The sequence below is a fragment of the Pseudomonas sp. p99-361 genome, assembly GCF_003935475.1.
GTDB lineage: Bacteria > Pseudomonadota > Gammaproteobacteria > Pseudomonadales > Pseudomonadaceae > Aquipseudomonas > Aquipseudomonas juntendi.
The window spans coordinates 36975-61388 of sequence record NZ_RHQO01000022.1 but is presented as its reverse complement, the minus strand read 5'-3'; the positions used below and the strand labels follow the sequence as shown (position 1 = coordinate 61388).

The following is a 24414-nucleotide window of genomic DNA, read 5'->3' as shown; positions in this document are numbered from 1 at the left end:
AGGACATGAGTGCAGTGATCGACGACCACGCCCACGGCCATGACCATGCGCACGGCCCGGCCAAGGGCCTGATGCGCTGGGTGCTGACCACTAACCACAAGGATATCGGCACCCTGTACCTGTGGTTCGCCTTCCTCATGTTCCTGTTGGGTGGCTCGTTCGCCATGGTGATCCGCGCCGAGCTGTTCCAGCCGGGGCTGCAGATCGTCGAACCGGCGTTTTTCAACCAAATGACCACCATGCACGGGCTGATCATGGTCTTCGGCGCCGTGATGCCGGCCTTCGTCGGCTTGGCCAACTGGATGATCCCGCTGATGATCGGCGCGCCGGACATGGCCCTGCCGCGCATGAACAACTTCAGCTTCTGGTTGTTGCCGGCGGCGTTCCTGCTGCTGGTTTCAACCTTGTTCAGCCCCGGTGGCGGGCCGAATTTCGGCTGGACCTTCTACGCCCCGCTGTCGACGACCTATGCCCCGGCCAGCGTCACCTTCTTCATCTTCGCCATCCACCTGATGGGTGTCAGCTCGATCATGGGGGCGATCAACGTGATCGCGACCATCCTGAACCTGCGTGCCCCCGGCATGACCTTGATGAAAATGCCACTGTTCGTCTGGACTTGGTTGATCACTGCGTTCCTGCTGATTGCAGTGATGCCGGTGCTGGCAGGGGTGGTGACCATGATGTTGATGGACATCCACTTCGGCACCAGCTTCTTCAGTGCGGCTGGCGGTGGTGACCCGGTGCTGTTCCAGCATGTGTTCTGGTTCTTCGGCCACCCCGAGGTGTACATCATGATCCTGCCCGCCTTTGGCGCGGTCAGCTCGATCATCCCGGCATTCTCGCGCAAGCCCCTGTTTGGCTACACCTCGATGGTGTACGCCACCGGGGCCATCGCCTTCCTGTCGTTCATCGTGTGGGCGCACCACATGTTCGTGGTCGGTATTCCGGTGGTCGGCGAGCTGTTCTTCATGTACGCCACCATGCTGATTGCGGTGCCCACCGGCGTGAAAGTGTTCAACTGGGTCAGCACCATGTGGGAAGGCTCGTTGATCTTCGAAACCCCAATGCTGTTCGCCATCGCCTTCGTCATCCTGTTTACCATCGGCGGCTTCAGTGGGCTGATGCTGGCGATTGCACCGGCCGACTTCCAGTACCACGACACCTACTTCGTGGTGGCGCACTTCCACTATGTGCTGGTGCCTGGGGCCATCTTTGGCATCTTCGCCTCGGCCTACTACTGGCTGCCGAAATGGACCGGTCACATGTATGACGAGACCCTTGGCAGGCTGCATTTCTGGCTGTCGTTCATCGGCATGAACCTGGCCTTCTTCCCCATGCATTTCGTGGGGCTGGCCGGTATGCCGCGGCGCATACCCGACTACAACCTGCAGTTCGCCGATTTCAACATGGTGTCTTCGATCGGCGCGTTCATGTTCGGTGCCACGCAGATCTTCTTCCTGTTCATCGTCATCAAGTGCATCCGTGGCGGCGCCCCTGCGCCGGCCAAACCCTGGGACGGCGCTGAAGGCCTGGAGTGGTCCATCCCCTCGCCTGCGCCCTACCACACCTTCCAGACACCGCCGGAAGTGAAGTAGGAGCGCCGCCATGACAGGCCTTTCGCTGAAGCGCCTGGTAACGCGCCTGCTGATGCTGACGGTGGTGATGTTCGCCTTCGGCTTTGCCCTGGTGCCGATCTACGACGTGATGTGCAAGGCCTTCGGCATCAATGGCAAGACCGGCGGGCAGTACGAGGGCAGCCAGGTCAGTGACCCCTCGCGGTCGGTGCGGGTGCAGTTCATGTCGACCAACGCCAGCGACATGGTCTGGGACTTCTACTCCAGCGCCGATCAGCTGGAGGTCCACCCCGGTGCGGTCAACCAGATGATCTTCATTGCCCATAACCCGACCGACCGGCCGATGAGTGCCCAGGCGATACCCAGCATCACCCCCGCCGAAGCCGCGGCGTACTTCCACAAGACCGAGTGCTTCTGCTTTACGCAGCAGGTGCTGCAACCCGGCCAACGCATCGAAATGCCGGTGCGCTTCATCGTCGACCGCGACCTGCCGGCCAGCGTGAAGCACCTGACGCTGGCCTACACCTTGTTCGACATCACCGCTCGCCACCCGCCGGTCGCTCAAGTTGCGGCCCAGGCCGTCCAGGGCGCCCGTTAAGGGAAGGAGAACAGCAATGGCAAGTCATGAGCATTACTATGTTCCGGCGCAGAGCAAGTGGCCGATCATCGCTACCCTCGGCATGTTCATCAGCGTGTTCGGCCTGGGTACCTGGTTCAACGACATGAAGGCCGGGCACCCGGAGTCGCACGGGCCGTTGATTTTCTTCGTGGGTGCTCTGTTTCTGGCCTACATGTTGTTCGGCTGGTTCGGGGCGGTGGTCAAGGAAAGCCGTGCAGGGCTCTACAGCGCGCAGCTGGACCGCTCTTTCCGCTGGGGCATGAGCTGGTTCATCTTCTCGGAAGTGATGTTTTTCCTGGCCTTCTTCGGCGCGCTGTTCTACGTGCGCGTGCTGGCGGGGCCGTGGCTGGGTGGCGAAGGGGCCAAGGGTGTTGCCCATATGCTCTGGCCCGGCTTCGAGTTCACCTGGCCGCTGTTGCACACGCCGGACCCGAAGCTGTTCCCGCCGCCCAAGGAAGTGATCGACCCGTGGCACCTGCCGCTGATCAATACCCTGTTGCTGGTCAGCTCCAGCGTGACCATCACCCTGGCCCACCATGCGTTGCGCCGCGACCACCGCGGGGCGCTGAAAGGCTGGATGGCGCTGACCATCGTGTTGGGCATCAGCTTCATCGCGCTGCAGGCCTTCGAGTACCACGAGGCCTATACCAAGCTGGGGCTGACGCTGGGCTCGGGCATCTATGGCGCTACGTTCTTCATGCTCACGGGTTTCCACGGCGCGCACGTGACCTTGGGCACGATCATCCTCATTGTGATGTTCGTGCGTATTCTGCGTGGCCACTTCAACCCGCAGAAACACTTCGGCTTCGAAGCGGCCAGCTGGTACTGGCACTTCGTGGATGTGGTGTGGGTGGGGCTTTTCATCTTTGTGTATGTGCTGTGACTAGCGAACCCTGTGGGAGCGGGCGCGCCCGCGAATGCGCCGGTGCATTCAACATCGCATTCGCGGGCATGCCCGCTCCCACAGGGCGAGGTGAAAACGTCAGAAAGGGGCGTGAGATACGAGCTGACCACTGATGAAGCCCCAGGCGACCAGCCCTATGGTCAGCGCCGCCAGGGTCACCCGCACCGTCAGCGCTTTCAGCAGGCGGGTCGAGTTTTCATCATCTTTGACCAGAAACACCAGGCCACTGAACAGACTGGCGATCGTGGCCAACAGCATCAGGACAATCGCGGCCTTGAGCATGGCGCTACTCCCGGGGGGTGCGGTGATGTGGATAAGTATAGCGAGGCGCCCGTGAGGCCGTTTCGCCCAGGCTGGGTACCCACCTTGGTGGTACTTGCACTGCTACCGGGGCTGATCGCGCTTGGCTGCTGGCAACTCGGCCGGGCCGAGGAAAAGCGCGCATTGCTGGCCAGCTACGCCGAGCGACGTATCGAAGCGCCGCTGGCGACCAGCCAGTTGAATGGCAACGAAGACAACGCCATGCGCCGCGTGCACCTGTACGGCCGCTTCGACGCCGAGCACAGCGTGCTGCTGGACAACCGCATGCGCGACGGTCAGGCCGGTGTCGAATTGCTGCAACCCTTCCACGACCAGGCCAGCGGCCTGTGGCTGCTGGTCAATCGCGGCTGGCTTCCCTGGCCGGACCGCCGCGTACCGGTGCACTTCGATACCCCCGCCCAGGCCTTGGCCCTCGACGCCTCGGTGTATGTGGAACCCGGCAACACGTTCCAGCTGCACCCGGACCCAGTCGGCGGCCAGTGGCCGCACCTGTTGACCGCCATCGACGCGGCACAACTGTGGGCGCAGCTCGGGCGTGAGGGGTTCGCCCACGAACTGCGCCTGGAACCTGGCCCGGCAAGCTACCGCCTGGGCTGGCCCATCGTGGCCATGGGGCCGGAAAAACACATGGGTTACGCCGTGCAGTGGTTTGCCCTGGCGATCGCCCTGGTGCTGCTCTACCTCTATTTCGGCTGGCGCCAAAACAAGGAGAAAAGCCATGGCCACCGTCACTCCACTGGACGTGCCTGAACGTAGCAAACCCAAAGCCCGCGGGCGTTTGCAGCTGTTGCTGATTCTTCTGATGGTGCTGGGCCCGATGGTCCTGGCCACCAGCATGTACAAACTCAACTTCTGGGTGCCGGAGGGCCGCAGTTACCACGGCGCCATGATCGGCAACGGTGAGAGCCGTGCCGACCTGGGCGTGGCCGGCGAAGACGGGCGCTGGCAGTTGCTGGTCAGCGCGCCGCAGGCCTGTGCCGAGGAATGCCAGCGGCTGGTGTACCTGGCCCGGCAGATCCAGGTCGGCCTGGGCCGTGATGCCAGCCGGGCCAGCCATGCGCTGGCCGCCGCCCAGCCGCTGAGCGCCGACTACCAGGCCCTGCTCGGGCGCGAATACCCGCAATTGCAACGCTACCCGCTGGATGCGCCGCGCTACCTCAAGCAGGTCGGCGAGGTTGCCCCGCAGCTGTGGATCGTCGATCCGCACGGCAACCTGGTGCTGCGCTACGGTGCCAAGGTCAACGGCAAGCATGTGCTGGATGACCTGCGCCATCTGCTCAAGCTGTCCAATATCGGCTAGGAGCCTGCCATGGCCAGACCCGGATTCCGCCTTGCTGTGTGCGCCACCCTGCTGGCACTGCTGGTCGTCCTGCTCGGTGCCTATACCCGCCTGACCCACGCCGGCCTCGGTTGCCCCGACTGGCCCGGTTGCTACGGTTTCATCAGCGTGCCCAAAAGCGAAGCGCAGCTGGCCCATGCCGAACTGCACTTTCCCGAACACCCGGTAGAGGCGGCCAAGGGTTGGGCCGAAATGGTTCATCGTTACTTCGCGGGCAGCCTTGCCGTGGTCATCGCCTTGCTCGCCTTGCAGGCAGTGCGCCGGCACCACAGCGACGGGCAACCCTATCGCCTGCCTGTGCTGTTGCTGGGTGTGGTGCTGGCCCAGGCGGCGTTCGGCATGTGGACGGTCACCCTGAAGCTTTGGCCGCAGGTCGTCACGGCCCACTTGCTGGGCGGCTTTACCACGCTGAGCCTGCTGTTCCTGTTAACCCTGCGGCTTTCGCGGGCCTTTGCGCCGTTGCCCAAATTGCCGCTCAGCCTGCGGCGGGTCGCTGCGCTGGCCTTGCTGGTGGTGATCGGGCAGATCGCCTTGGGTGGCTGGGTCAGTGCCAACTACGCAGCGGTTGCCTGTATCGACCTGCCCACCTGCCATGGCCAGTGGTGGCCGGCGGCGGACTTCAGCAATGGTTTCCACCTGACCCAGCACGTTGGCCCCAACTACCTGGGGGGGCAGCTGGACAGTGATGCGCGCACGGCCATCCATGTCAGCCACCGGCTGGGTGCGTTGGTGGTCACCTGCGTGCTGCTGATGCTCAGCTGGAAACTGCAGCGCTGTGGTTTGGGCGGACTGGCTCGGCTGGTGTTGCTGGCGCTGGCCGTGCAGGTGGGCCTGGGCATCAGCAATGTGCTGCTGCACCTGCCGCTGGCCATAGCGGTGGCGCACAACGCCGGTGGGGCTTTGCTGTTGCTGTGCATGGTGCTGGTGAACTACCGCATTCGGGTGGTCGACAAGGTACGCGTGGGTGTCGGCCAAGGCTGGCGCTTGCGGCCAGTGACCGGCGTTGGCATTTCCCATCACATGAGGAACGAGTCGTGGCGACGCTTCTGAGCACCCAGCGGGCCAGCTGGCGCGATTACCTGGAGTTGACCAAGCCCAAGGTGGTCGTGCTGATGTTGATCACCTCGTTGGCGGGCATGTTCCTCGCTACCCGTGCGGGGGTGGGCTGGGGTGTGTTGTTGTTCGGCAACCTGGGTATCGGCCTGTGCGCGGGTGGCGCGGCAGTGGTCAACCATGTGGTCGACCGGCGCATCGATGCGCTGATGGCGCGTACCCGCAAGCGGCCGCTGGCCCAAGGCCGTGTCGAACCCTTGCCCGCCTTGCTGTTTGCCCTGGCGCTGGCGCTGCTGGGCATGGCCCTGTTGCTGATTTTCACCAATGCCCTCACTGCCTGGCTGACCCTGGCCTCGCTGCTTGGGTATGCGGTGCTCTACACCGGTTTTCTAAAGCGTGCCACGCCGCAGAATATCGTGATTGGCGGCCTGGCCGGCGCTGCCCCACCCCTTCTGGGCTGGGTCGCGGTCAGTGGCCAGGTCAGTGCCGAGCCGTTGCTGCTGGTGCTGATCATCTTCGCCTGGACCCCACCGCACTTCTGGGCCCTGGCCATCCACCGCAAGGAGGAGTACGCCAAGGCCGACATTCCGATGCTGCCGGTGACCCACGGTGAGCGCTACACCAAGCTGCACATCCTGCTGTACACCCTGATATTGCTGGCGGTGAGCCTGTTGCCCTACGCCATCCACATGAGCGGCCCGCTGTACCTGGCCTGTGCCCTGGCCCTGGGCCTGCGCTTCCTGCGATGGGCCTGGGTGTTGTACCGTGGCAGCCGGCCGCACGCAGCGATCGGCACCTTCAAGTACTCTATCGTGTACCTGTTCGCGCTGTTCATCGCGTTGCTTCTCGACCACTACCTGTTGCTGAACCTATGACCCGAACCCAGAAAACCGTCTTTGTCCTCGTTGCCCTGGTCGCGCTGATCATGGGCCTCACCGTCAACAAAGTGCTCAATGGCCGCGACCAGCCCAACCCTGCCGAGCTGATCGATGCCGGTATCATCCTGTTGCCGCAAAGCCGCACTGTGGCAGATGTGACCATGACCAACCAGGATGGCCAGCCGGTGCACCTGGATGAACTGAAAGGCAAGTGGTCGCTGCTGTTCTTTGGCTACACCTACTGCCCGGACATCTGCCCGACCACCCTGGCCCAATTGCGCCAGGTGAAGAGCGAGCTGCCCAAGGATGCTGTCGATCGGTTGCAGGTGGTGTTGGTGAGCGTCGACCCGAACCGCGACACGCCGAACCAGCTGAAGCAGTACCTGGCTTATTTCGACAAGGACTTCATTGGGGTGGCGGGGTCGATCGAAGATACCCAGAAGCTGGCCAATGCCCTGAGCATTCCATTCATTCCGGCAGATACCAGCAAGCCGGGCTACACCGTGGACCACAGCGGCAACCTGGCGGTGGTCGGGCCGGACGGGCGTCAGCGTGGGTTCATTCGGGCGCCGTTCAACAACCAGAAGCTGGTGGCGCAGTTGCCTGGGTTGGTCAAACGGGATTGATGGGGCATTGAAAGCTTCGCGGGCACGCCCGCTCCCACAGGGATATCACAAGGCCTGAGGCTAGCGATGTCCCTGTGGGAGCGGGCGTGCCCGCGAAGAAGCCAGCGCGATTGCGAGGCTTAAAAAGCCGGAACCACAGCGCCTTTGTACTTCTCGGTAATGAACTGCTTCACCTCAGGCGAGTGCAGCGCCGTTGCCAGCTTTTTCATCGCGTCCGAGTCCTTGTTGTCCGGGCGGGCAACCAGGATGTTCACATAGGGCGAATCGCTGCCTTCGATGGCCAGGGCATCTTTCTCGGGGTTCAGCTTGGCTTCCAGCGCGTAGTTGGTGTTGATCAGCGCCGCGTCCACCTGGGTCAGCACACGCGGGATGGTGGCGGCTTCCAGTTCACGGAACTTGATGTTCTTCGGGTTCTCGGCAACGTCCTTCACGGTCGACAGGATGTTCTTGTTGTCCTTGAGCTTGATCACGCCGGCCTTGTCCAGCAGCAACAGGGCGCGGCCGCCGTTGGTGGCATCATTCGGGATGACCACGGTAGCCCCGGAAGGCAGTTCGTCCAGCTTCTTGATCTTGGTCGAGTACACGCCCAGCGGCTCGATGTGCACGCCTACCACGCTTACCAGGTCGGTGCCCTTGGCCTTGTTGAATTCATCCAGGTACGGCTGGTGCTGGAAGAAGTTGGCGTCCAGGCGCTTTTCCGCCACCTGCACGTTCGGCTGAATGTAGTCGGTGAACTCCTTGACCTTCAGTTCCACGCCCTCTTTGGCCAGCGCCGGTTTGACGAAGTTGAGGATTTCGGCGTGTGGCACCGGGGTAGCGGCGACGGTCAGGGTTTCGGCAGCATTGGCCGAGAAGGCCGCGACAGCGGCGACAACAGCAAGCAGCTTCTTCATTGATCACTCCTTGTGAGGGCCGCGACGGCCCCCGAACGGGTCGGCCAGGCCGACCCCATTGGGGTTACTTACGGGAAAAATGTACGACCAGTTTGTCGCCCACGCTTTGCAGCACTTGCACCAGTACCAGCAGCAGTACCACGGTGACCACCATCACGTCGGTCTGGAAACGCTGGTAACCGAAGCGGATCGCCAGGTCGCCGAGGCCACCGGCACCGACTACACCGGCCATGGCGGTGTACGAAACCAGGGTGATGGCGGTGACGGTGATGGCCGCGAAGATACCCGGACGGGCCTCAGGCAGCAGCGCGTTTGTGATGATCTGGCGGGTGGTGGCGCCCATCGACTGGGTCGCCTCGATGATGCCGCGGTCCACTTCCCGCAGGGCAGTTTCCACCAGCCGCGCAAAGAACGGCGTGGCACCCACCACCAACGGTGGAATGGTGCCGGCGACACCCAGCGAGGTGCCGGTGATCAGCACCGTGATCGGGATCATCACGATCAGCAGGATGATGAACGGCAGCGAGCGCAGAATGTTCACCACCAGCGACAGCAGCGCATACACGCCCTTCTGTTCGAACATCTGCTTCGGGCCGCAGAGGAACAGCAGCACGCCCAAGGGCAAGCCGAGCAGCACGGTGAAGAACAGCGAGCCGAACAGCATGATCATGGTATCGACGGTGGCCAGCCAGATTTCGGCCCAGTCGACGTTGGCAAAGAAATTCAGGGCGTCCATCAACGCAGTACCTCCATATGTACGTCAGCTGCCTTGAAGTGGGCGAACGCCGCTTCGATGTCACCACCGATCAGGGCGAGGGTGAGCTGGCCATAGGGGATATCCTTGATGCGGTCGATACGCCCGGCAAGGATGCTGTAGTCCACACCGGTTTCACGGGCCACGGTGCCCAGCAGCGGTGCGTAGGTGGCATCGCCCTGGAAGGTCAGGCGCACGATGCGGCCCGGGACGTGGGCGAAATCGTCGCGTTGCTCGCCTTCGTCGACCTGCTCGTCTTCCTGGACGAAGCGCTTGGTGGTGGCGTGCTGCGGGTGCAGGAATACTTCGGCCACCGAGCCCTGCTCGACGATCTGCCCTGCGTCCATCACCGCCACGCGGTCGCAGACCCGGCGGATCACGTCCATCTCGTGAGTGATCAGCACGATGGTCAGCTTCAGCTCACGGTTGATTTCGGCGAGCAATTGCAGAACCGAAGCCGTGGTTTGCGGGTCGAGGGCGCTGGTGGCCTCGTCGCACAGCAGGATCTTGGGGTTGGTAGACAGGGCGCGGGCGATACCGACGCGCTGCTTCTGGCCACCCGACAACTGCGCCGGGTATTTTCTGGCGTGGTCCGAGAGCCCGACGCGGGCCAGCAGTTCGGTGACGCGCTTGTCGATTTCGCTGCGCGACAGCTCGCCGGCCAGGGTCAGTGGCAGTGCCACGTTGTCGGCGACGGTTTTGGAAGCCAGCAGGTTGAAGTGCTGGAAAATCATCCCGACCTGCTGGCGGAAGCCGCGCAGCTGGCTGGCGTTGAACGCGGTAACGTCTTCGCCATCGACGATGATCTTGCCGCCGGAAGGCTCTTCAAGGCGGTTGATCAAACGCAGCATGGTGCTCTTGCCGGCGCCGGAGTGGCCGATAAGGCCGAACACCTGGCCATCTTCGATGGTCAGGCTGGTCGGATTCAATGCGGGGATTTCCCTACCGGCAACGCGGTAGGTCTTGTGTACCTGTTGGAACTCGATCACGTAGCGAACCTTGTGGGGCGCATGGAATTTGGGTCAGCGGTTAGCTGGGGTGGCGCATTTTAGCCTTTTCCCCTGGCTGTTCTTAGCATTTATTTCGTCAGGCACCAATCCTTCGGGCATATGGCGACAATCGGTAAACCTGATTGAACGCTCGCCGCTCCCCTCCAGTCACTACCAGAACAAGCCCGAACGGGCATGCCTGAAGACTGACGAGGAGAGCCGACCCATGCCCAGCAAGAAAACGGACGCGCCCAAGCACAGTGAGGCCGCCGGCACCCAGTCCCCCGACCGGGCCAACACCAATGCCAAGCTGCAGAGCCTGGAGCCGTTCCGCAGCGATGCTACCGGCCAGGCGTTGCGCACCAACCAAGGGGTGAAGATCGCCGATAACCAGAACAGCCTGAAGGCTGGTGCGCGCGGGCCTTCGCTGCTTGAAGACTTCATCATGCGCGAGAAGATCACCCATTTCGACCATGAGCGTATCCCGGAGCGTATCGTGCACGCCCGCGGTACCGGGGCGCACGGGTATTTTCAGAGCTATGGCTGCCATGCCGAACTGACCAAGGCGGGTTTCCTGCAAGACCCGGAAAAGATCACCCCGGTGTTCGTGCGCTTTTCCACTGTGCAGGGGCCACGCGGCTCGGGTGACACGGTGCGTGATGTGCGCGGCTTTGCCGTGAAGTTCTACACCGATGAAGGCAATTTCGACTTGGTTGGCAACAACATGCCGGTTTTCTTCATCCAGGACGCGATCAAGTTCCCGGATTTCGTGCATGCCGTGAAGCCTGAGCCGCACAATGAAATGCCGACCGGTGGCTCGGCCCATGACACGTTCTGGGATTTCGTTTCGCTGGTGCCCGAATCGGCGCACATGGTGATCTGGGCGATGTCCGACCGCGCCATTCCTCGTAGCCTGCGCATGATGGAAGGCTTTGGTGTACACACCTTCCGCCTGATCAACGCCGAAGGCGTGGCCAGCTTCGTCAAGTTCCACTGGAAACCGCGCCAGGGCGTGCATTCGGTGCTGTGGGACGAAGCGCAGAAACTGGCCGGCAAAGACACCGACTACCACCGCCGCGACCTGTGGGAAGCCATCGAGACCGGTGACTACCCAGAGTGGGAGTTGGGCGTGCAGATCGTGCCCGAGGCAGACGAGCACAAGTTCGACTTCGACCTGCTCGACCCTACCAAGCTCATCCCTGAAGAGTTGGTGCCCGTGACGCTGCTGGGCAAGATGGTGCTCAACCGCAACCCGGACAACTTCTTCGCCGAAACCGAGCAGGTGGCGTTCTGCCCGGGGCATATCGTGCCCGGTATCGACTTCACCAACGATCCGCTGCTGCAGGGCCGGCTGTTCTCGTACACCGATACGCAGATCAGCCGCCTGGGTGGGCCGAACTTCCATGAAATCCCGATCAACCGGCCGGTGGCGCCCAATCACAGTGGCCAGCGCGACGCCATGCACCGCATGACCATCGACAAGGGCCGTGCTTCGTATGAGCCCAACTCCATCGATGGCGGCTGGCCGAAGGAAACCCCACCTGCTGCGCAGGATGGCGGCTTCGAGAGCTACCAGGAGCGCATCGATGCGCACAAGATCCGCCAGCGCAGCGATTCGTTTGGCGACCACTTCTCCCAGGCGCGGCTGTTCTTCCAGAGCATGAGCCCTACCGAGCAACAGCACATCATCAAGGCCTACAGCTTCGAGCTGGGCAAGGTGGAGCGTGATAGCATTCGCCAGCGGGAAGTGAATGAGATTCTTGCCAATATCGACCTGAAACTCGCGGCGGCTGTCGCGGCGAACCTGGGGCTGCCCGCACCCAAGCAGGGTACGGTCCAGGTGAAAGGCAGCAAGCTGGCGCAGTCCAAGGCGTTGAGCCAAATGAACCACCTTGGTTCGGTAGGCATCAAAGGCCGCAAGATTGCAGTGCTGGTGGCCGATGGCGTGGACGCGGCCAGTGTCGACAAGCTGGTGAAAGCGCTGGAGGCCCACAGTGCACGGCCCATGCTGCTGGGGCCGACGTCGGCGCCGGTGAAGGCGGCCGACGGCAAACAGCTACCGGTGGATGCGTCGATGGAAGGTATGCCGTCGGTCATGTTCGACGGGGTTGTGGTGCCGGCGGGCAAGGCCTCTACCGATGCGCTGGCGGCCAGCGGCTTGGCCAAGCACTTCCTGCTGGAAGGCTATAAGCACCTCAAGGCGATGGTGCTGACCAAAGACCTGGTTAGCGGCCTGGGGCTTAAAGAGGACAAGGGCCTGCTGGTGGGGGATGACCAGAAAGTGATGGATGCCTTCGTCAAGGCGGTAGAGGGGCATCGGGTTTGGGAGCGGGAGGCTGCTGCGGAGGCTGTGCCGGCCTGATACCAGCCAATTAAGTAATTTGGGGCCGCTTTGCGGCCCTTCACGGGCACGCCCGCTCCCACACGTTTGGCGCTGAACTCAAGAAATGCGCGATCCTCTGTGGGAGCGGGCGTGCCCGCGAAGGGCTGCAAAGCAGCCCCAGCGCCCCAGCGTTTTCAGCGCTGATGCGGCACCAGAACCACCTGCGCCGGCAGCGAGCGCTGAATTTCATGCTTCTGCTTCAGCTCAAACCGGCTGTCGATCTTGCGCACGCGCTTCTCCAGCAGGGTTTTCAGCCAGGGCGCGTCGTGGGTGCGCGGCACCTGGAACACCACTTCACAGTCATAGCTCACCACGTCTGCCGCAATGTCATCCAGTTGGCGGCGCATGGCGCGGCTGTCGGTGGTTTTCAGGGCCACCACGGTGCTGGGTGCGGTGGGGTCGATGATCAGCGCCTTGGGCTTGGCCTCGGCGGCCTTCAGCGCCGCTTCGGCTTTGGCCAGCTCTGCCTTGCGCGCCTGGCTCACGGCGTCGCCCCCGGTCACCGCAGGGGCTTGCGGCATCAGCGCTCGGGCACGGGCCAAGGCCGTTGCAGCGGCATTCACGTCACCTTTTTGCAGCACGATCTGGCTACGCTGCAGGTAGGCTTCGGCCAGTTGGCGCTGGTATTGCTCCAGGCGTGCGTCGTCGGGCGCCTGGGCCTGCAGGGCAGCCAGCTGGTCTTCGGCGGTGGCCAGCTCGTTGCTGGCGATGTTTTGTTGCAACTGCTGCCAGGCATCGGCTTGGGCAGGTGCGGTGGCCTGTTCCACCGGCGCACTGGAACAGGCAGCCAGGAACAGTGAAAACGCGGCAACAAGCAGATAACGGGAGGCGAACGGCTTCATTCCTGCGATTCTCTATTTGCGCAAAAAGCGAGCAAGTCTACACCCAGGTGCGCACGCTCGAAAACAGGTCTTACAGACCCTTTACCCGGGAAAAGGTTGCAAGGCGTGCCTGAGCACGCCTTGTAATCAGCGCTTTGGCAGGGCCAGGCTCAGCAAGAATAGCACCGCTGCACAGACCACGATCGACGGCCCGGCGGGGGTGTCCTTGAACCAGGACATGGCCAGGCCACCGCAGACCGCGGTGATGCCCAGCAGGCTGGCACCCAGCGCCATCTGCTCGGGCGAGCGGGCGTGGCGCTGCGCCGCAGCAGCGGGGATGATCAACAGCGAGGTGATCAGCAGGACGCCGACGATCTTCATGGCCACGGCGATCACCACTGCGATCAGCAGCATCAGCGCCAGGCGCAGGCCGGCTACGGGGAGGCCTTCGACCATGGCCAGTTCCTCATGCACGGTAACCGCCAACAGCGGCCGCCAGAGCACGCCCAGCAACAGCAGCACCAGCGCACTGCCGCCGAGGATCCAGGCCAGGTCGGTGGTGCTGATGGCCAGCAGGTCGCCGAACAGGTAGGCCATCAGGTCGATACGCACATCGTGCATGAAGCTGAGCACCACCAGGCCCAGTGACAAGGTGCTGGGGGCGAGGATGCCCAGCAGGGTGTCGGAGGCCAGCGGCTGGCGTTGCTGCAAGGTCACCAGCAGCACCGCCAGCAACAGGCAGCCAACGGTGACGGCCAGGGCCGGGCTTACATCCAGGGCGAAACCCATGGCCACGCCCAGCAATGCGGCATGGGACAGGGTGTCGCCGAAATACGCCATGCGCCGCCATACCACGAAAGAGCCGAGCGGGCCCGCGACAACGGCCAGGGACAGGCCTGCAAGCAAGGCGTAAAGAAGAAAATCAGCCATGCTTGCAGTGCTCTCCGTGAACGTGGGGGCCGGGGGCGACCACCGAGCCATGCAGGTCGTGGCTGTGGTCGTGATGGTGATGATAAACAGCCAGGCTAGGTGCGTTCTGCCCGAACAGTTCGACAAAGGCTGGGTCGTTGCTGACCTGTTCCGGGTGACCCGAGCAGCAGACATGGCGGTTCAGGCACACCACCTGGTCGGTGGCGCTCATGACCAGGTGCAGGTCGTGCGACACCATCAACACGCCGCAACCATGGCGGTCGCGCAGCCGGGTGATGAGGTTGTACAGCTCGGTCTGGCCGACCACATCCACCCCTTGCACCGGCTCGTCGAGTACCAGCAACTGCGGCGCACGCAACAAGGCACGCGCCAGCAGGACACGCTGCATCTCGCCACCGGAGATGGTCTGAATCGGGCTGTCGATAACCTGTTCGGCGCCCACTTCCTGCAGGGCCGATACGGCTGCTGCCCGGTCTACCCCCGGCACCAGGCGCAGGAAACGCAGCACGGAAAGCGGCAGGGTGGCATCGACCTGGATTTTTTGCGGCATGTAGCCGATACGCAGCCTGGGCTTGCGCCATACCGTGCCGCGGTGCGGCTTGAGCAGCCCGAGCACGGCGCGCACCAAAGTGGTCTTGCCCGCGCCATTGGGGCCTATCAGGGTGACGATCTGGCGCGGCGCCACCGACAGGTTGATGCTGTCGAGCACCGCCTCGCCGCCATAGCTGACGCCCACCTGTTCCAGGCGGATCAGGGCATCGCTCATGCCGCGCTCCGGCAATTGCCGCACAGGCCGACCACTTCCACGGTTTGGGTCTCGACCGTGAAGCTCACGCCCTTGGCGCTGTCGATGATGGCCTCGCTGATGCTGTGTTGCTCCAGCTCGATGGCGACGTGGCACGCACGGCAGATCAGGAACTGGCCCTGGTGCACGTGCTCTGGGTGGCTGCAGCCGATGAACGCGTTGAGCGAGGCAATGCGGTGCACCAAGCCGTTTTCCAGCAGGAAGTCCAGTGCGCGGTACACCGTGGGCGGTGCAGCGCGGCGGCCGTCCTGCTCGCTGAGCACGGCAAGGATGTCGTAGGCACCCAGCGGCTTGTGGCTTTGCCATACCAGCTCCAGCACCCGGCGGCGCAGCGCGGTCAGGCGCAGGCCCTGGCGGGTGCACAAGGCATCAGCTTCAGCCAGTGCGCTATGCACGCAATGGGAGTGATCATGGGGACGGTTGGCCAGCGGCGTGATGGACATGGGCAGCGACGATTCTGTATGGAGACGTTATTATGTTACCCGTTTCTCACGACTCGAGTATTCACCGTGTCCCGATTTCTAGTCCTTTTTGTCGCATTCATCGCCTGTTCGGCCCAGGCCGATGTCCGTGTGCTGACCAGCATCAAGCCGCTGCAACAGATTGCCGCTGCCGTGCAGGAGGGTGTTGGCAGCCCTGAGGTATTGCTGCCGCCAGGTGCTTCGCCGCACCACTATGCCCTGCGCCCATCCGACGTACGGCGGGTGGGCGATGCCGACCTGCTGTACTGGATCGGCCCGGACATGGAGAGCTTCCTGCCACGCGTATTGGGCAGTCGCAGCAAGGCAACCGTGGCCGTGCAGTCGCTGCCAAGCATGAAGCTGCGCCACTTTGGCGAAGACAGCCATTCCCATGAGGAAGCGGACCACGATGAGCATGACCATGACCACCGCCCAGGTAGCCTGGATGCGCACCTGTGGCTATCGTCGGTCAACGCGCGGGTAATCGCGGGGAAAATGGCTGCGGACCTGGCCCAGGCCGATTCCGCCAACGCGGCGCGCTACCAGCACAACCTGAAGGTCTTTTCAGACCGTATGGATGCGCTGGATGAGCGAATCAAAGCGCGGGTGGCGGGTATCGCTGGCAAGCCGTATTTCGTGTTCCACGAGGCGTTCGACTACTTCGAGGCGGAATATGGCCTGAAGCACACTGGCGTGTTCAGCGTGGCGTCCGAGGTGCAGCCGGGGGCTCAGCATGTGGCCGCCATGCGCAAGCGCCTGCAGGAAGTGGGCAAGACCTGCGTGTTCAGCGAGCCGCCACTGCGCCCGCGCCTGGCCGAGACCCTGACCGCCGGCCTGCCGGTGCGTTTGGCCGAGCTGGATGCACTGGGTGGTACTGACCCGGTGGATGGCAAGGGCTATGAGCGTTTGCTGGAGAAGCTGGGTGCCGACTTGGCTGGGTGCCTGGAGCAGTTGTAAGCCTGTTCCGGCCTCTTCGCGGGCACGCCCGCTCCCACAGGTGCCCGCGAAGAGGCTGAAAAGGGCTAGAGGGCAAATGGCAGGTGCAAAGCCACCTGCTGGCGCTGTGCCAAACGCACTTCGAACTCGCTCGGGTCATGGATCATCACATCCATCCCGGCAAACGATTCTGCCGCAATCAGCCGCGACAGCCAGAAGCGCACGCAGCCTACCCGCAACATCTCAGGCCACAGCTCGGCCTCGGCAGCGGTGAACGGCCGCAGTGCGGCATAGGCCGCCAGCAGCGCCTGGGCACGCGGCATGTCGATTGCGCCCTGCTCATCCAGGCACCAATCGTTCACGGTGATGGCGATGTCATACAGCATCGGCCCGGAGCAGGCGTTGTAGAAGTCGATCACGCCAGTCAGGTGGGTGCCCTCGAACATCACGTTGTCGCGGAACAGGTCGGCATGCAGGTTGGCCCGCGGCAGCGCCAGGATCTGCGCCTTGTGCGCGTTGATTTCGTTCAGGGCCGGTTGCAGCAGCGCGGCTTGCTCGGCAGTCAGGCGTGGCAGCAGCTCGGCGCCTGAAGCCAGCATCCAGTCCAGGCCACGGTCGGTGCGGCGCTCGATGATGCGGCCGCGGGTGGCCAGGTGTATATGCGCCAGCAGCTCACCCACCTGGGCGCAGTGCTGCGCGTTGGGCGCCTTGATGTGCTTGCCTGAGAGCCTTGGCTGCAGCAGCGCCGGCTTGCCGCACAGCTCGCGCAGGCCGTTGCCGTCGCGGTCACGAACGGCATAGGGCACCGGCATGTCGGCAGCGTGCAGGGTGTCGAGCAGCTCGATGAAGAACGGCATGTCCTCGCTGGGCCCGCGTTCGATCAACGTCAGCACGAACTCCCCCTGTTCGAGGCTGACGAAGAAATTGCTGTTCTCGGTGCCGGCGGCTATGCCCTGGAAGTCGAGCAGGCGGCCCAGCGCGTACGGTGCCAGAAAGGTTTCCAGCTCAGGCCGGGTCACGGGGGTGAAGACTGACATGATGAAAAATTGCCCATACGGGCACTTCCGCCGGGAAGTGCCGGGTTGATGTGAACGGTGCGCGTCAGATTACCACTCGAAGATCTTCCAGGACGGAATCAGCATGTCCGGCTGGTCGGATCGAATGAAGTTGGCATCGGTGCCATCGGCGCGTACCAGGAAATAAGGCTTGCCGTTTTTCGGTGTGATCTTGATCGCATACAGGAAGCCGTTCTGCCGGTATTCCTGGATGGTCTTGTCGCCTTCCGTGCGAATGGTCACCTCGGGATCGGCCGAGGGGGCGTCTTCCGCCGCCAGGGTGACGACTGGCGTGGTTGCCAACAGGCCGAGCAGTAACAGGCGATTGAGTGTACGCATGATAACCTAGTCCCTTTGTCGTCAATGATTCTGGCTATTCTAGCGCCGGACCCGTCGAAAAGGTTGATTCTGCTCATGAGCCAAGCGCCCCTCGTCCTGGTGGACGGTTCCTCCTACCTGTACCGCGCCTTTCACGCGCTGCCGCCGCTGACCACGTCCAAGGGCATGCCGACCGGTGCGGTGAAGGGTGTGCTGAACATGCTCAAGAGCCTGCGCAAGCAATACCCGGACAGCCTCTTTGCCGTGGTGTTCGACGCCAAGGGTGGCACGTTCCGTGACGCCATGTTCGCCGAATACAAGGCCAACCGGCCGAGCATGCCCGACGACCTGCGGGTGCAGATCGAGCCGCTGCACGCCAGCGTCAAGGCCCTTGGCTACCCGCTGCTGTGCGTCGAAGGGGTCGAGGCCGACGACGTGATCGGCACCCTGGCGCGCAGCAGCGCCGCGTTGGGCCGCCCGGTCATCATCTCGACCGGTGACAAGGACATGGCGCAGCTGGTGGATGGCCACATTACCTTGGTCAACACCATGACCGGTAGCGTGCTGGACGTGGCGGGCGTGCATGAGAAGTTTGGCGTCGGCCCGGAGCACATCATCGACTTCCTGGCCCTGATGGGCGACAAGGTCGACAACATCCCCGGTGTGCCCGGTGTGGGCGAGAAAACCGCCGTGGGCCTGTTGACCGGTATTGGTGGCGGCCTCAGCGACCTGTACGCCAACCTCGACAAGGTGCCGGCACTGGCCATTCGCGGTGCCAAGACCCTGCCGGCCAAGCTGGAAGAGCACCGCGACGCGGCCTTCCTGTCGTATGAGCTGGCTACCATCAAGGTCGACGTGCCGCTGGACGTCGAGGTCGAGGCGCTGGTATGCGGCGAGCCTGACCGCGATGCGCTGCTGGCGCTGTACACCGAGATGGAGTTCAAGAGCTGGGTTGCCGACGTGCAGCGGGAGGCTGCCAGGGTGGGTGATGACGTCGCGCCGGTCGCGGAGCCGGTGGCCAAGGTAGAGCCGAAGTACGAAACCATCCTCGACCAGGCACGCTTCGAGGCCTGGCTGGAGAAGCTGCGCCAGGCGCCGCTGTTCGCGTTCGACACCGAAACCACCGGCCTGGACGCCCAGAAGGCCCAATTGGTCGGCCTGTCGTTCGCGGTGGCGCCCCATGAAGCGGCCTACGTTCCGCTGGCCCACGACTACGAGGGCGCGCCGGCCCAGCTGGACCGCGACGCCGTGCTGCTGGCCTTGAAGCCCCTGCTGGAAGACCCGGCCAAGGCCAAGGTCGGGCAGAATGCCAAATACGATATCAACATCCTCGCCAACGGCTCGCCCGCCATCGCCATGCGTGGTGTTGCCTATGACACCATGCTCGAGTCCTACGTGCTGAACTCCACGGCCACCCGGCATGACATGGACAGCCTGGCGCAAAAGTACCTGGACCACACTACCATCGCCTTCGAGGATATCGCCGGCAAGGGCGCCAAGCAGCTTACGTTCAACCAGATCGACCTGGACAAGGCGGGCCCCTACGCTGCCGAAGACGCCGACATCACCCTGCGCCTGCACCATGCGTTGCAGGCCCGCCTGGCCCAGACCCCAAGCCTGCAGCCGGTGCTGATGGACATCGAGATGCCGCTGGTGCCGGTACTGGCCAAGATCGAACGCCAGGGCGCACTGGTCGATGCAGCCCTGCTGCACGTCCAGAGCGGTGAGCTGGGTGAGAAAATGGCCGAACTGGAACGGCGCGCCTACGAGCTGGCGGGCGAGGAATTCAACCTGGGCTCGCCCAAGCAACTGGGGGCGATCCTGTACGACAAGCTGGGCATGCCGGTGCTGAGCAAGACCGCCAAAGGCCAGCCGTCTACCGCCGAAGCGGTGCTCGACGAGCTGGCGGAGCTGGGTTACCCACTGCCTGAAGTACTGATGCAGTATCGCAGCCTGAGCAAGCTCAAGAGCACATACACCGACAAGCTGCCGGGGCAGATCAACCCGCGTACCGGGCGTATTCACACCTCTTACCAGCAAGCGGTGGCGGCGACTGGCCGGCTGTCGTCCAGCGACCCGAACCTGCAGAACATCCCGATCCGTACCGCCGAGGGCCGCCGAATCCGCCAGGCGTTCATCGCCAGCCCAGGCTACAAGCTGCTGGCGGCCGACTACTCACAGATCGAGTTGCGCATCATGGCCCACCTGGCCAAGGACGAAGGCTTGCTGCACGCCTTCCGCAATGACCTGGACGTGCACCGTGCCACGGCGGCGGAGGTCTTTGGTGTAGCCCTGGAAAACGTCACCGTCGATCAGCGTCGCAAAGCCAAGGCCATCAACTTCGGCCTGATCTACGGCATGAGCGCATTTGGCCTGGCCAAGCAGATCGGCGTCGACCGCAAGCAGTCGCAGGACTATATCGACCGCTACTTCGCCCGCTACCCCGGGGTGCTGGCCTACATGGAGCGCACCCGTACCCAGGCTGCCGAGCAAGGTTTCGTCGAAACCCTGTTTGGCCGCCGCCTCTACCTGCCAGACATCAACGCCAAGAACCCGGCCCTGCGCAAAGGGGCAGAGCGTACCGCCATCAACGCGCCCATGCAGGGGACCGCCGCCGACATCATCAAGCGCGCCATGGTCAACGTGGATAACTGGCTGAGCGAGAGCGGCTTGGATGCGCGGGTGATCCTGCAGGTTCACGACGAACTGGTGCTTGAGGTGCGCGAGGACCTGGTTGAACAGGTCAAAGATGAAATTCGCCAGCACATGAGCAAGGCGGCGCAGCTGGATGTGCCGCTGCTGGTCGAAGCAGGAATTGGTGCGAACTGGGATGAAGCTCACTGATTGAGCCGGAAAAGCTGTGTAGGATCTGCGACGTGGTGACGCGGATCCTGGCAGCGCTGGCGCGCGCGGGGCTGGGCTTTCATGAAACTATCGCAAATAGTTTTCAGGGCTTCGGAACTAAACCAGTGAAGCGGAACTCAGAGTAACTGAATGGCTGGTGAAGCCTTTCGATGCTCCTATGTTGTGTTAAGTGTTGGCAGATATCTGGACCCCGCCCTAGCGGTCCGGACTTGGACCCCGAACTTCCCCCTCCCCATACGAAGTCCGGGGTTTTTTTTGCCCGCAATTTGGCCTCAGCCTGGGCGAAGCCCAGGCCATGCTCCGCGCTGCAGGCATCAGGCCACTGGCTTGTCCTCCAGCTCCATCCAGCCCGCCAGCACCCGATAGGCCTCTTCCACGCCCAGGCGCTTGGGCGCCGAGAACAGCTGGATGGTGACGCCGTCGCCCCAGCCCTTGCGAATTTCCGATTGCACCTTCAACAAGGTGTTCTTGCCCGCGCCGTGGGTCAGCTTGTCGGCCTTGGTCAGCAGGATGTGCATCGGCATGCCGCTGGCCTTGGCCCAGTCGAGCATCATCTTGTCGAAATCGGTCATGGGGTGGCGCACGTCCATCATCAGGATGATGCCGCGCAGGCACTCACGGCTGCCCAGATAAGCTTCCAGGTGCTTCTGCCAGTGCTGCTTGAGCGGAATCGGCACCTTGGCATAACCGTAACCTGGCAGGTCGACCAAACGCCGTTCATCGTCCAGACTGAAGAAATTCAACAGCTGGGTGCGCCCGGGGGTTTTCGAGGTGCGCGCCAGGCTGGCGTGAGTCAGGGTGTTGAGGGCGCTGGATTTGCCGGCGTTGGAACGGCCCGCAAAGGCCACCTCGTAGCCCTGATCGTCCGGGCATTGTTCGACCTTGGCTGCGCTGAGGGCGAATTTGGCTTTCTGGCAGAGGCCGAGGATGGGGTTCTTGACTTGCATGGGATATCCGATGTGGGTGTTGCCAAAGCCTAGGCCGGCAAGCGGTGTCGTTTCCGTTTGGCTGACAGAAGTATATAATGCCCCAGTTTTTGTGTGCCCATTCTCCCAGCGAAGGGGAACGGGCATGGGGTGCCGAACTATAGCTTGCGCATCAGAACGCAGCGCGTCCCCCAACCCTGTCAGGTCGTTTCGCCTGGCGAAATGGCTGCTAGCTGTCGGTATGTTCCTGCCGTATTTCAGCGCACAGGCTACACAGGATGCCGAGGTGTTGTACAACCGCACGTGTGCGGCTTGCCACACCGGGCAATTGCCCCAGGCACCCAGGCAGGGTGACCGGGCAGCCTGGGAGCCAAGGCTGGCGCAAGGTATGGATGTACTCGTCCGGCATGTGACCCAGGGTTTCAAGGCTATGCCGCCGCGTGGATTGTGCATGGACTGCAGTGCCGAGGACTACCGTTTGGTCATCCTTTGGATGAGTGGCAGTCCCGATACATAACATTTCACCCTTAGCCGTGTTGGATTAGCTGATGAACAAACTAGTCGTGAGTCTGCTGTTGACCCTGGGTGTCGCAGGTGCGGCCACTGCTGCGCAACCTATCAAAGGCGATGCCGCTGCCGGCCAGGCCAAGACGGCCGTCTGTGGCGCCTGCCACAACCCCGACGGCAACAGCCTGGCACCCAACTTCCCGAAACTGGCTGGCCAGGGCCAGCGCTACCTGGAAAAACAACTGCACGACATCAAGTCGGGCAAACGTACCGTGCTGGAAATGACCGGCATGCTGGCTGCTTTCAATGACCAGGACCTGGCCGATATCGCCGCCTACTTCGCCAGCCAGAAAGGCAGCGTGGGGGCTGCCGACCCCAAACTGGTCGAGCGCGGTCGCGCGCTGTTCAACGGCGGCGACCTGGAAAAAGGCATGCCCGCCTGCACCGGCTGCCACTCGCCCAATGGCGCGGGTATCGCCCTGGCCGGTTTCCCGCACTTGAGTGGGCAGCATGCCCAGTATGTGACCAAGCAGTTGACCGACTTCCGTGAAGGCAACCGCACCAACGACGGCGATGCCATGACCATGCGCACCATTGCCGGCAAGCTGAGCAACCACGATATCGAGGCATTGGCCAGCTATATCCAGGGCCTGCACTGACTGGCGGCGCGGTCCTGCAGGTGCTGCTCATGCCTTCAGGGGCCTGGCATTAACTTTCAGTTAATGTTGCAGGCCAATGATGAAAGGGTGGCTGGGCTACCCTTTTTTCAGTGCGTAGCCGGTACACTACAGAACTCAAGCCCTTCCCGGCCTGTCTCAAGGCAGGTCGCGTAGTGGCGACCCATGATTGCTCAGGAGTAAAGCATGCGTAAACTGATTCTCAGCGCTGCGCTGGTCGCCGCCAGCGTATTCGGTATGACAGCGGTGCAGGCCGCAGAGCCTGCCACTGCCGGCAAGGAATATATCGAGCTGAGCAACCCTGTTCCGGTTTCCGTGCCTGGCAAGATCGAAGTGGTTGAGCTGTTCTGGTACGGCTGCCCTCACTGCTACCATTTCGAGCCGACGCTCAACCCTTGGGTCGAAAAACTGCCCAAGGATGTCAACTTCAAGCGCGTACCGGCCATGTTCGGTGGCCCATGGGATGCCCACGGCCAAATGTTCCTGACGCTCCAAGCCATGGGCGTTGAGCAAAAGGTGCACGCTGCGGTGTTCGATGCTATCCAGAACCAGCGCAAGCGCCTGACTGACCCGCAAGACATGGCCGACTTCCTCGCCACCCAGGGCGTGGACAAGGACAAGTTCCTCTCCACCTTCAACTCGTTCGCCATCCAGGGCCAGATCAAGCAGGCCAAGGAACTGGCTAAGAAGTACGAAATCACTGGCGTACCGAGCATGGTCGTCGACGGCAAGTACCGCTTCGACCTGGGTACCGCAGGTGGGCCCGAAGGCGTGCTGAATGTCGCCGACCAACTGATCGCCAAGGAGCGCGCCGCTAAGTAAGCGGCGTATCCCATGCCCCGCTTCAGAGCTACGCGTGGCATTGGCCTGCACCAGCCGCAGGTCAACGAGCATCACCTGCAGGCACCCGGCCTGCCGGACGATGGTCGCCTACGGCTGCTCAGCTTCAACATTCAGGTCGGCATCAGCACCGAGCGTTATCGGCATTACCTGACCCGTAGCTGGCAGCACCTGCTGCCGCATAACGGGCGCGCCGGCAACTTGCAGAAGATCGGCAAGCTGTTGAGCGACTTCGACCTGGTGGCCCTGCAGGAGGCCGATGGTGGCAGCCTGCGTTCCGGGTTCGTGAACCAGGTCGAGCATCTGGCGCAGCTGGGTGCCTTCCCCTACTGGTACCAACAGCTCAACCGCAACCTTGGGCGTTTTGCCCAGCACAGCAACGGCGTGCTCAGCCGCCTGAAGCCGCAATTGCTCGAAGACCACCCGTTGCCGGGCCCCGCCGGGCGCGGGGCAATTCTGGTGCGGTTCGGTGAAGGCGAGGATGCGCTGATCGTGGTGATGATGCACCTGGCCCTTGGCGCCAAGACCCGCACCCTGCAATTGGGCTATATCCGCGAGCTGATTGGCGGCTACCGCCACCAGGTGCTGATGGGCGACATGAACACCCACGCCACCGACCTGCTCGAGCACTCACCCCTGCGTGACCTGGGCCTGGTGGCCCCGCAGGTCGAAGCTACCTTCCCCAGTTGGCGACCCCAGCGGTGCCTGGACCACATTCTGCTCAGTTCCAGCCTTACACTGGAGCGTGTCGAGGTGTTGGCCCAGCCTATTTCCGACCACCTTCCGGTGGCGGTAGAGATCCGATTGCCTGATGCATTGACTGTGGATACGCTGCCGGCCTTGAGCTGAATCAGCCAAGGCGTCGCACGCCCTCAAGTGTTGGGCGTGCGCGCCGACAGCGTGTAATCAGACAGCCCCAGATGTATCACCCGTCGCGGAT

26 protein-coding genes are annotated in these 24414 nt (G+C 62.9%); 15 read left to right on the top strand and 11 right to left on the bottom strand.

The genetic code is table 11. From position 1 onward, the window contains the following. The first annotated feature begins 5 nt into the window (after positions 1 to 5). The 3 genes from ctaD to EGJ22_RS12475 are packed head-to-tail and all read left to right on the top strand — an operon-like array spanning position 6 to position 3076. Positions 6 to 1595, top strand: a complete 1590-nt coding sequence (gene ctaD, locus EGJ22_RS12485) for a cytochrome c oxidase subunit I (RefSeq protein WP_125920276.1) — start codon at positions 6 to 8, stop codon at positions 1593 to 1595. A 10-nt stretch (positions 1596 to 1605) separates the two neighbouring features. After that, positions 1606 to 2172 carry a cytochrome c oxidase assembly protein gene (locus EGJ22_RS12480; RefSeq protein ID WP_029886291.1) on the top strand — a complete coding sequence of 189 codons (567 nt, stop codon included), beginning with the start codon at positions 1606 to 1608 and terminating at the stop codon, positions 2170 to 2172. Positions 2173 to 2188: 16 nt separating this feature from the next. After that, complete coding sequence (locus EGJ22_RS12475) at positions 2189 to 3076, top strand: cytochrome c oxidase subunit 3 (protein WP_029886292.1); 888 nt, start codon at positions 2189 to 2191, stop codon at positions 3074 to 3076. Between the two features lie 99 nt (positions 3077 to 3175). Here the strand turns inward: EGJ22_RS12475 and EGJ22_RS12470 are convergent, their stop codons facing one another. Next, positions 3176 to 3379: a twin transmembrane helix small protein gene (locus tag EGJ22_RS12470; protein WP_003258925.1), complete on the bottom strand. Its 204-nt coding sequence runs from the start codon at positions 3377 to 3379 to the stop codon at positions 3176 to 3178. Between the two features lie 51 nt (positions 3380 to 3430). Here EGJ22_RS12470 and EGJ22_RS12465 point away from each other — a divergent pair, with 51 nt between their 5' ends. The 5 genes from EGJ22_RS12465 to EGJ22_RS12445 are packed head-to-tail and all read left to right on the top strand — an operon-like array spanning position 3431 to position 7314. Continuing rightward, positions 3431 to 4168 carry an SURF1 family protein gene (locus tag EGJ22_RS12465; protein ID WP_029886293.1) on the top strand — a complete coding sequence of 246 codons (738 nt, stop codon included), beginning with the start codon at positions 3431 to 3433 and terminating at the stop codon, positions 4166 to 4168. After that, complete coding sequence (locus EGJ22_RS12460; RefSeq protein WP_029886294.1) at positions 4137 to 4718, top strand: hypothetical protein; 582 nt, start codon at positions 4137 to 4139, stop codon at positions 4716 to 4718. Before EGJ22_RS12465 ends, EGJ22_RS12460 begins: the two co-directional genes overlap by 32 nt. A gap of 9 nt (positions 4719 to 4727) precedes the next feature. After that, entirely contained in the window at positions 4728 to 5807 is a 1080-nt protein-coding gene (locus EGJ22_RS12455; protein ID WP_009683602.1) for a heme A synthase, read from the top strand. Continuing rightward, positions 5792 to 6685 (top strand): heme o synthase, encoded by an 894-nt coding sequence (gene cyoE / locus EGJ22_RS12450; RefSeq protein WP_029886295.1) that lies wholly within the window; start codon positions 5792 to 5794, stop codon positions 6683 to 6685. Before EGJ22_RS12455 ends, cyoE begins: the two co-directional genes overlap by 16 nt. Then, positions 6682 to 7314 carry an SCO family protein gene (locus EGJ22_RS12445; RefSeq protein WP_029886296.1) on the top strand — a complete coding sequence of 211 codons (633 nt, stop codon included), beginning with the start codon at positions 6682 to 6684 and terminating at the stop codon, positions 7312 to 7314. Before cyoE ends, EGJ22_RS12445 begins: the two co-directional genes overlap by 4 nt. 119 nt (positions 7315 to 7433) lie before the next feature. Here the strand turns inward: EGJ22_RS12445 and EGJ22_RS12440 are convergent, their stop codons facing one another. The 3 genes from EGJ22_RS12440 to EGJ22_RS12430 form a co-directional block, all read right to left on the bottom strand. Further along, complete coding sequence (locus EGJ22_RS12440) at positions 7434 to 8207, bottom strand: MetQ/NlpA family ABC transporter substrate-binding protein (protein ID WP_009683599.1); 774 nt, start codon at positions 8205 to 8207, stop codon at positions 7434 to 7436. Between the two features lie 64 nt (positions 8208 to 8271). After that, complete coding sequence (locus tag EGJ22_RS12435; protein WP_125920275.1) at positions 8272 to 8943, bottom strand: methionine ABC transporter permease; 672 nt, start codon at positions 8941 to 8943, stop codon at positions 8272 to 8274. After that, complete coding sequence (locus EGJ22_RS12430) at positions 8943 to 9950, bottom strand: methionine ABC transporter ATP-binding protein (protein WP_029886298.1); 1008 nt, start codon at positions 9948 to 9950, stop codon at positions 8943 to 8945. The genes EGJ22_RS12435 and EGJ22_RS12430 overlap by 1 nt, the downstream gene beginning before the upstream one ends. A 49-nt stretch (positions 9951 to 9999) precedes the next feature. Here EGJ22_RS12430 and katE point away from each other — a divergent pair, with 49 nt between their 5' ends. Beyond that, positions 10000 to 12312, top strand: a complete 2313-nt coding sequence (gene katE, locus EGJ22_RS12425) for a catalase HPII (RefSeq protein ID WP_223809626.1) — start codon at positions 10000 to 10002, stop codon at positions 12310 to 12312. A gap of 155 nt (positions 12313 to 12467) precedes the next feature. Here katE and EGJ22_RS12420 read toward each other — a convergent pair whose 3' ends face one another. The 4 genes from EGJ22_RS12420 to zur all read right to left on the bottom strand — a co-directional run bounded on the left by EGJ22_RS12420 (position 12468) and on the right by zur (position 15332). Then, positions 12468 to 13175, bottom strand: coding sequence for a PA5502 family lipoprotein (locus EGJ22_RS12420; RefSeq protein ID WP_029886300.1), 708 nt, complete (start codon positions 13173 to 13175; stop codon positions 12468 to 12470). Between the two features lie 126 nt (positions 13176 to 13301). Continuing rightward, positions 13302 to 14084, bottom strand: a complete 783-nt coding sequence (gene znuB, locus EGJ22_RS12415) for a zinc ABC transporter permease subunit ZnuB (RefSeq protein WP_009683594.1) — start codon at positions 14082 to 14084, stop codon at positions 13302 to 13304. Continuing rightward, the gene (znuC, locus tag EGJ22_RS12410) at positions 14077 to 14850 is read right to left on the bottom strand and encodes a zinc ABC transporter ATP-binding protein ZnuC (protein WP_029886301.1); all 774 of its coding nucleotides are present in this window, start codon (positions 14848 to 14850) and stop codon (positions 14077 to 14079) included. The genes znuB and znuC overlap by 8 nt, the downstream gene beginning before the upstream one ends. After that, a complete protein-coding gene (gene zur / locus EGJ22_RS12405; protein ID WP_009683592.1) occupies positions 14847 to 15332 on the bottom strand; it encodes a zinc uptake transcriptional repressor Zur in 486 nt (161 codons plus the stop codon). Before zur ends, znuC begins: the two co-directional genes overlap by 4 nt. Before the next feature lie 18 nt (positions 15333 to 15350). On the opposite strand from zur, the gene EGJ22_RS12400 reads away from it, so the two are divergent. Continuing rightward, the gene (locus EGJ22_RS12400; RefSeq protein ID WP_080709219.1) at positions 15351 to 16307 is read left to right on the top strand and encodes a zinc ABC transporter substrate-binding protein; all 957 of its coding nucleotides are present in this window, start codon (positions 15351 to 15353) and stop codon (positions 16305 to 16307) included. A 65-nt stretch (positions 16308 to 16372) separates the two neighbouring features. Here EGJ22_RS12400 and EGJ22_RS12395 read toward each other — a convergent pair whose 3' ends face one another. After that, the gene (locus tag EGJ22_RS12395; RefSeq protein ID WP_009683590.1) at positions 16373 to 17323 is read right to left on the bottom strand and encodes a homoserine kinase; all 951 of its coding nucleotides are present in this window, start codon (positions 17321 to 17323) and stop codon (positions 16373 to 16375) included. 69 nt (positions 17324 to 17392) lie between these two features. Beyond that, entirely contained in the window at positions 17393 to 17680 is a 288-nt protein-coding gene (locus tag EGJ22_RS12390; protein ID WP_009683589.1) for a DUF2782 domain-containing protein, read from the bottom strand. Between the two features lie 75 nt (positions 17681 to 17755). On the opposite strand from EGJ22_RS12390, the gene polA reads away from it, so the two are divergent. Beyond that, a complete protein-coding gene (gene polA, locus EGJ22_RS12385; RefSeq protein ID WP_029886303.1) occupies positions 17756 to 20503 on the top strand; it encodes a DNA polymerase I in 2748 nt (915 codons plus the stop codon). Positions 20504 to 20838: 335 nt separating this feature from the next. Here the strand turns inward: polA and yihA are convergent, their stop codons facing one another. Beyond that, positions 20839 to 21471, bottom strand: a complete 633-nt coding sequence (yihA, locus tag EGJ22_RS12380; protein ID WP_009683587.1) for a ribosome biogenesis GTP-binding protein YihA/YsxC — start codon at positions 21469 to 21471, stop codon at positions 20839 to 20841. A 193-nt stretch (positions 21472 to 21664) separates the two neighbouring features. Here yihA and EGJ22_RS12375 point away from each other — a divergent pair, with 193 nt between their 5' ends. The 4 genes from EGJ22_RS12375 to EGJ22_RS12360 all read left to right on the top strand — a co-directional run bounded on the left by EGJ22_RS12375 (position 21665) and on the right by EGJ22_RS12360 (position 24323). After that, a complete protein-coding gene (locus EGJ22_RS12375; protein WP_029886304.1) occupies positions 21665 to 21967 on the top strand; it encodes a cytochrome c5 family protein in 303 nt (100 codons plus the stop codon). 31 nt (positions 21968 to 21998) lie between these two features. Next, positions 21999 to 22616, top strand: coding sequence for a cytochrome c (locus EGJ22_RS12370; RefSeq protein WP_009683585.1), 618 nt, complete (start codon positions 21999 to 22001; stop codon positions 22614 to 22616). Positions 22617 to 22820: 204 nt separating this feature from the next. Beyond that, positions 22821 to 23456, top strand: coding sequence for a thiol:disulfide interchange protein DsbA (gene dsbA, locus EGJ22_RS12365; protein WP_029886305.1), 636 nt, complete (start codon positions 22821 to 22823; stop codon positions 23454 to 23456). Positions 23457 to 23468: 12 nt separating this feature from the next. Then, entirely contained in the window at positions 23469 to 24323 is an 855-nt protein-coding gene (locus tag EGJ22_RS12360) for an endonuclease/exonuclease/phosphatase family protein (protein ID WP_029886306.1), read from the top strand. Positions 24324 to 24414 lie beyond the last annotated feature (91 nt).

Coding starts and splice junctions, on each gene's coding strand:
- ctaD (WP_125920276.1), top strand. CDS start 6: ATGAGTGCAGTGATCGACGACCACGCCCACGGCCATGACCATGCGCAC.
- EGJ22_RS12480 (WP_029886291.1), top strand. CDS start 1,606: ATGACAGGCCTTTCGCTGAAGCGCCTGGTAACGCGCCTGCTGATGCTG.
- EGJ22_RS12475 (WP_029886292.1), top strand. CDS start 2,189: ATGGCAAGTCATGAGCATTACTATGTTCCGGCGCAGAGCAAGTGGCCG.
- EGJ22_RS12470 (WP_003258925.1), bottom strand. CDS start 3,379: ATGCTCAAGGCCGCGATTGTCCTGATGCTGTTGGCCACGATCGCCAGT.
- EGJ22_RS12460 (WP_029886294.1), top strand. CDS start 4,137: ATGGCCACCGTCACTCCACTGGACGTGCCTGAACGTAGCAAACCCAAA.
- EGJ22_RS12455 (WP_009683602.1), top strand. CDS start 4,728: ATGGCCAGACCCGGATTCCGCCTTGCTGTGTGCGCCACCCTGCTGGCA.
- EGJ22_RS12445 (WP_029886296.1), top strand. CDS start 6,682: ATGACCCGAACCCAGAAAACCGTCTTTGTCCTCGTTGCCCTGGTCGCG.
- EGJ22_RS12440 (WP_009683599.1), bottom strand. CDS start 8,207: ATGAAGAAGCTGCTTGCTGTTGTCGCCGCTGTCGCGGCCTTCTCGGCC.
- EGJ22_RS12435 (WP_125920275.1), bottom strand. CDS start 8,943: ATGGACGCCCTGAATTTCTTTGCCAACGTCGACTGGGCCGAAATCTGG.
- EGJ22_RS12420 (WP_029886300.1), bottom strand. CDS start 13,175: ATGAAGCCGTTCGCCTCCCGTTATCTGCTTGTTGCCGCGTTTTCACTG.
- znuB (WP_009683594.1), bottom strand. CDS start 14,084: ATGGCTGATTTTCTTCTTTACGCCTTGCTTGCAGGCCTGTCCCTGGCC.
- znuC (WP_029886301.1), bottom strand. CDS start 14,850: ATGAGCGATGCCCTGATCCGCCTGGAACAGGTGGGCGTCAGCTATGGC.
- zur (WP_009683592.1), bottom strand. CDS start 15,332: ATGTCCATCACGCCGCTGGCCAACCGTCCCCATGATCACTCCCATTGC.
- EGJ22_RS12400 (WP_080709219.1), top strand. CDS start 15,351: ATGGAGACGTTATTATGTTACCCGTTTCTCACGACTCGAGTATTCACC.
- EGJ22_RS12395 (WP_009683590.1), bottom strand. CDS start 17,323: ATGTCAGTCTTCACCCCCGTGACCCGGCCTGAGCTGGAAACCTTTCTG.
- EGJ22_RS12390 (WP_009683589.1), bottom strand. CDS start 17,680: ATGCGTACACTCAATCGCCTGTTACTGCTCGGCCTGTTGGCAACCACG.
- polA (WP_029886303.1), top strand. CDS start 17,756: ATGAGCCAAGCGCCCCTCGTCCTGGTGGACGGTTCCTCCTACCTGTAC.
- yihA (WP_009683587.1), bottom strand. CDS start 21,471: ATGCAAGTCAAGAACCCCATCCTCGGCCTCTGCCAGAAAGCCAAATTC.
- EGJ22_RS12370 (WP_009683585.1), top strand. CDS start 21,999: ATGAACAAACTAGTCGTGAGTCTGCTGTTGACCCTGGGTGTCGCAGGT.
- dsbA (WP_029886305.1), top strand. CDS start 22,821: ATGCGTAAACTGATTCTCAGCGCTGCGCTGGTCGCCGCCAGCGTATTC.
- EGJ22_RS12360 (WP_029886306.1), top strand. CDS start 23,469: ATGCCCCGCTTCAGAGCTACGCGTGGCATTGGCCTGCACCAGCCGCAG.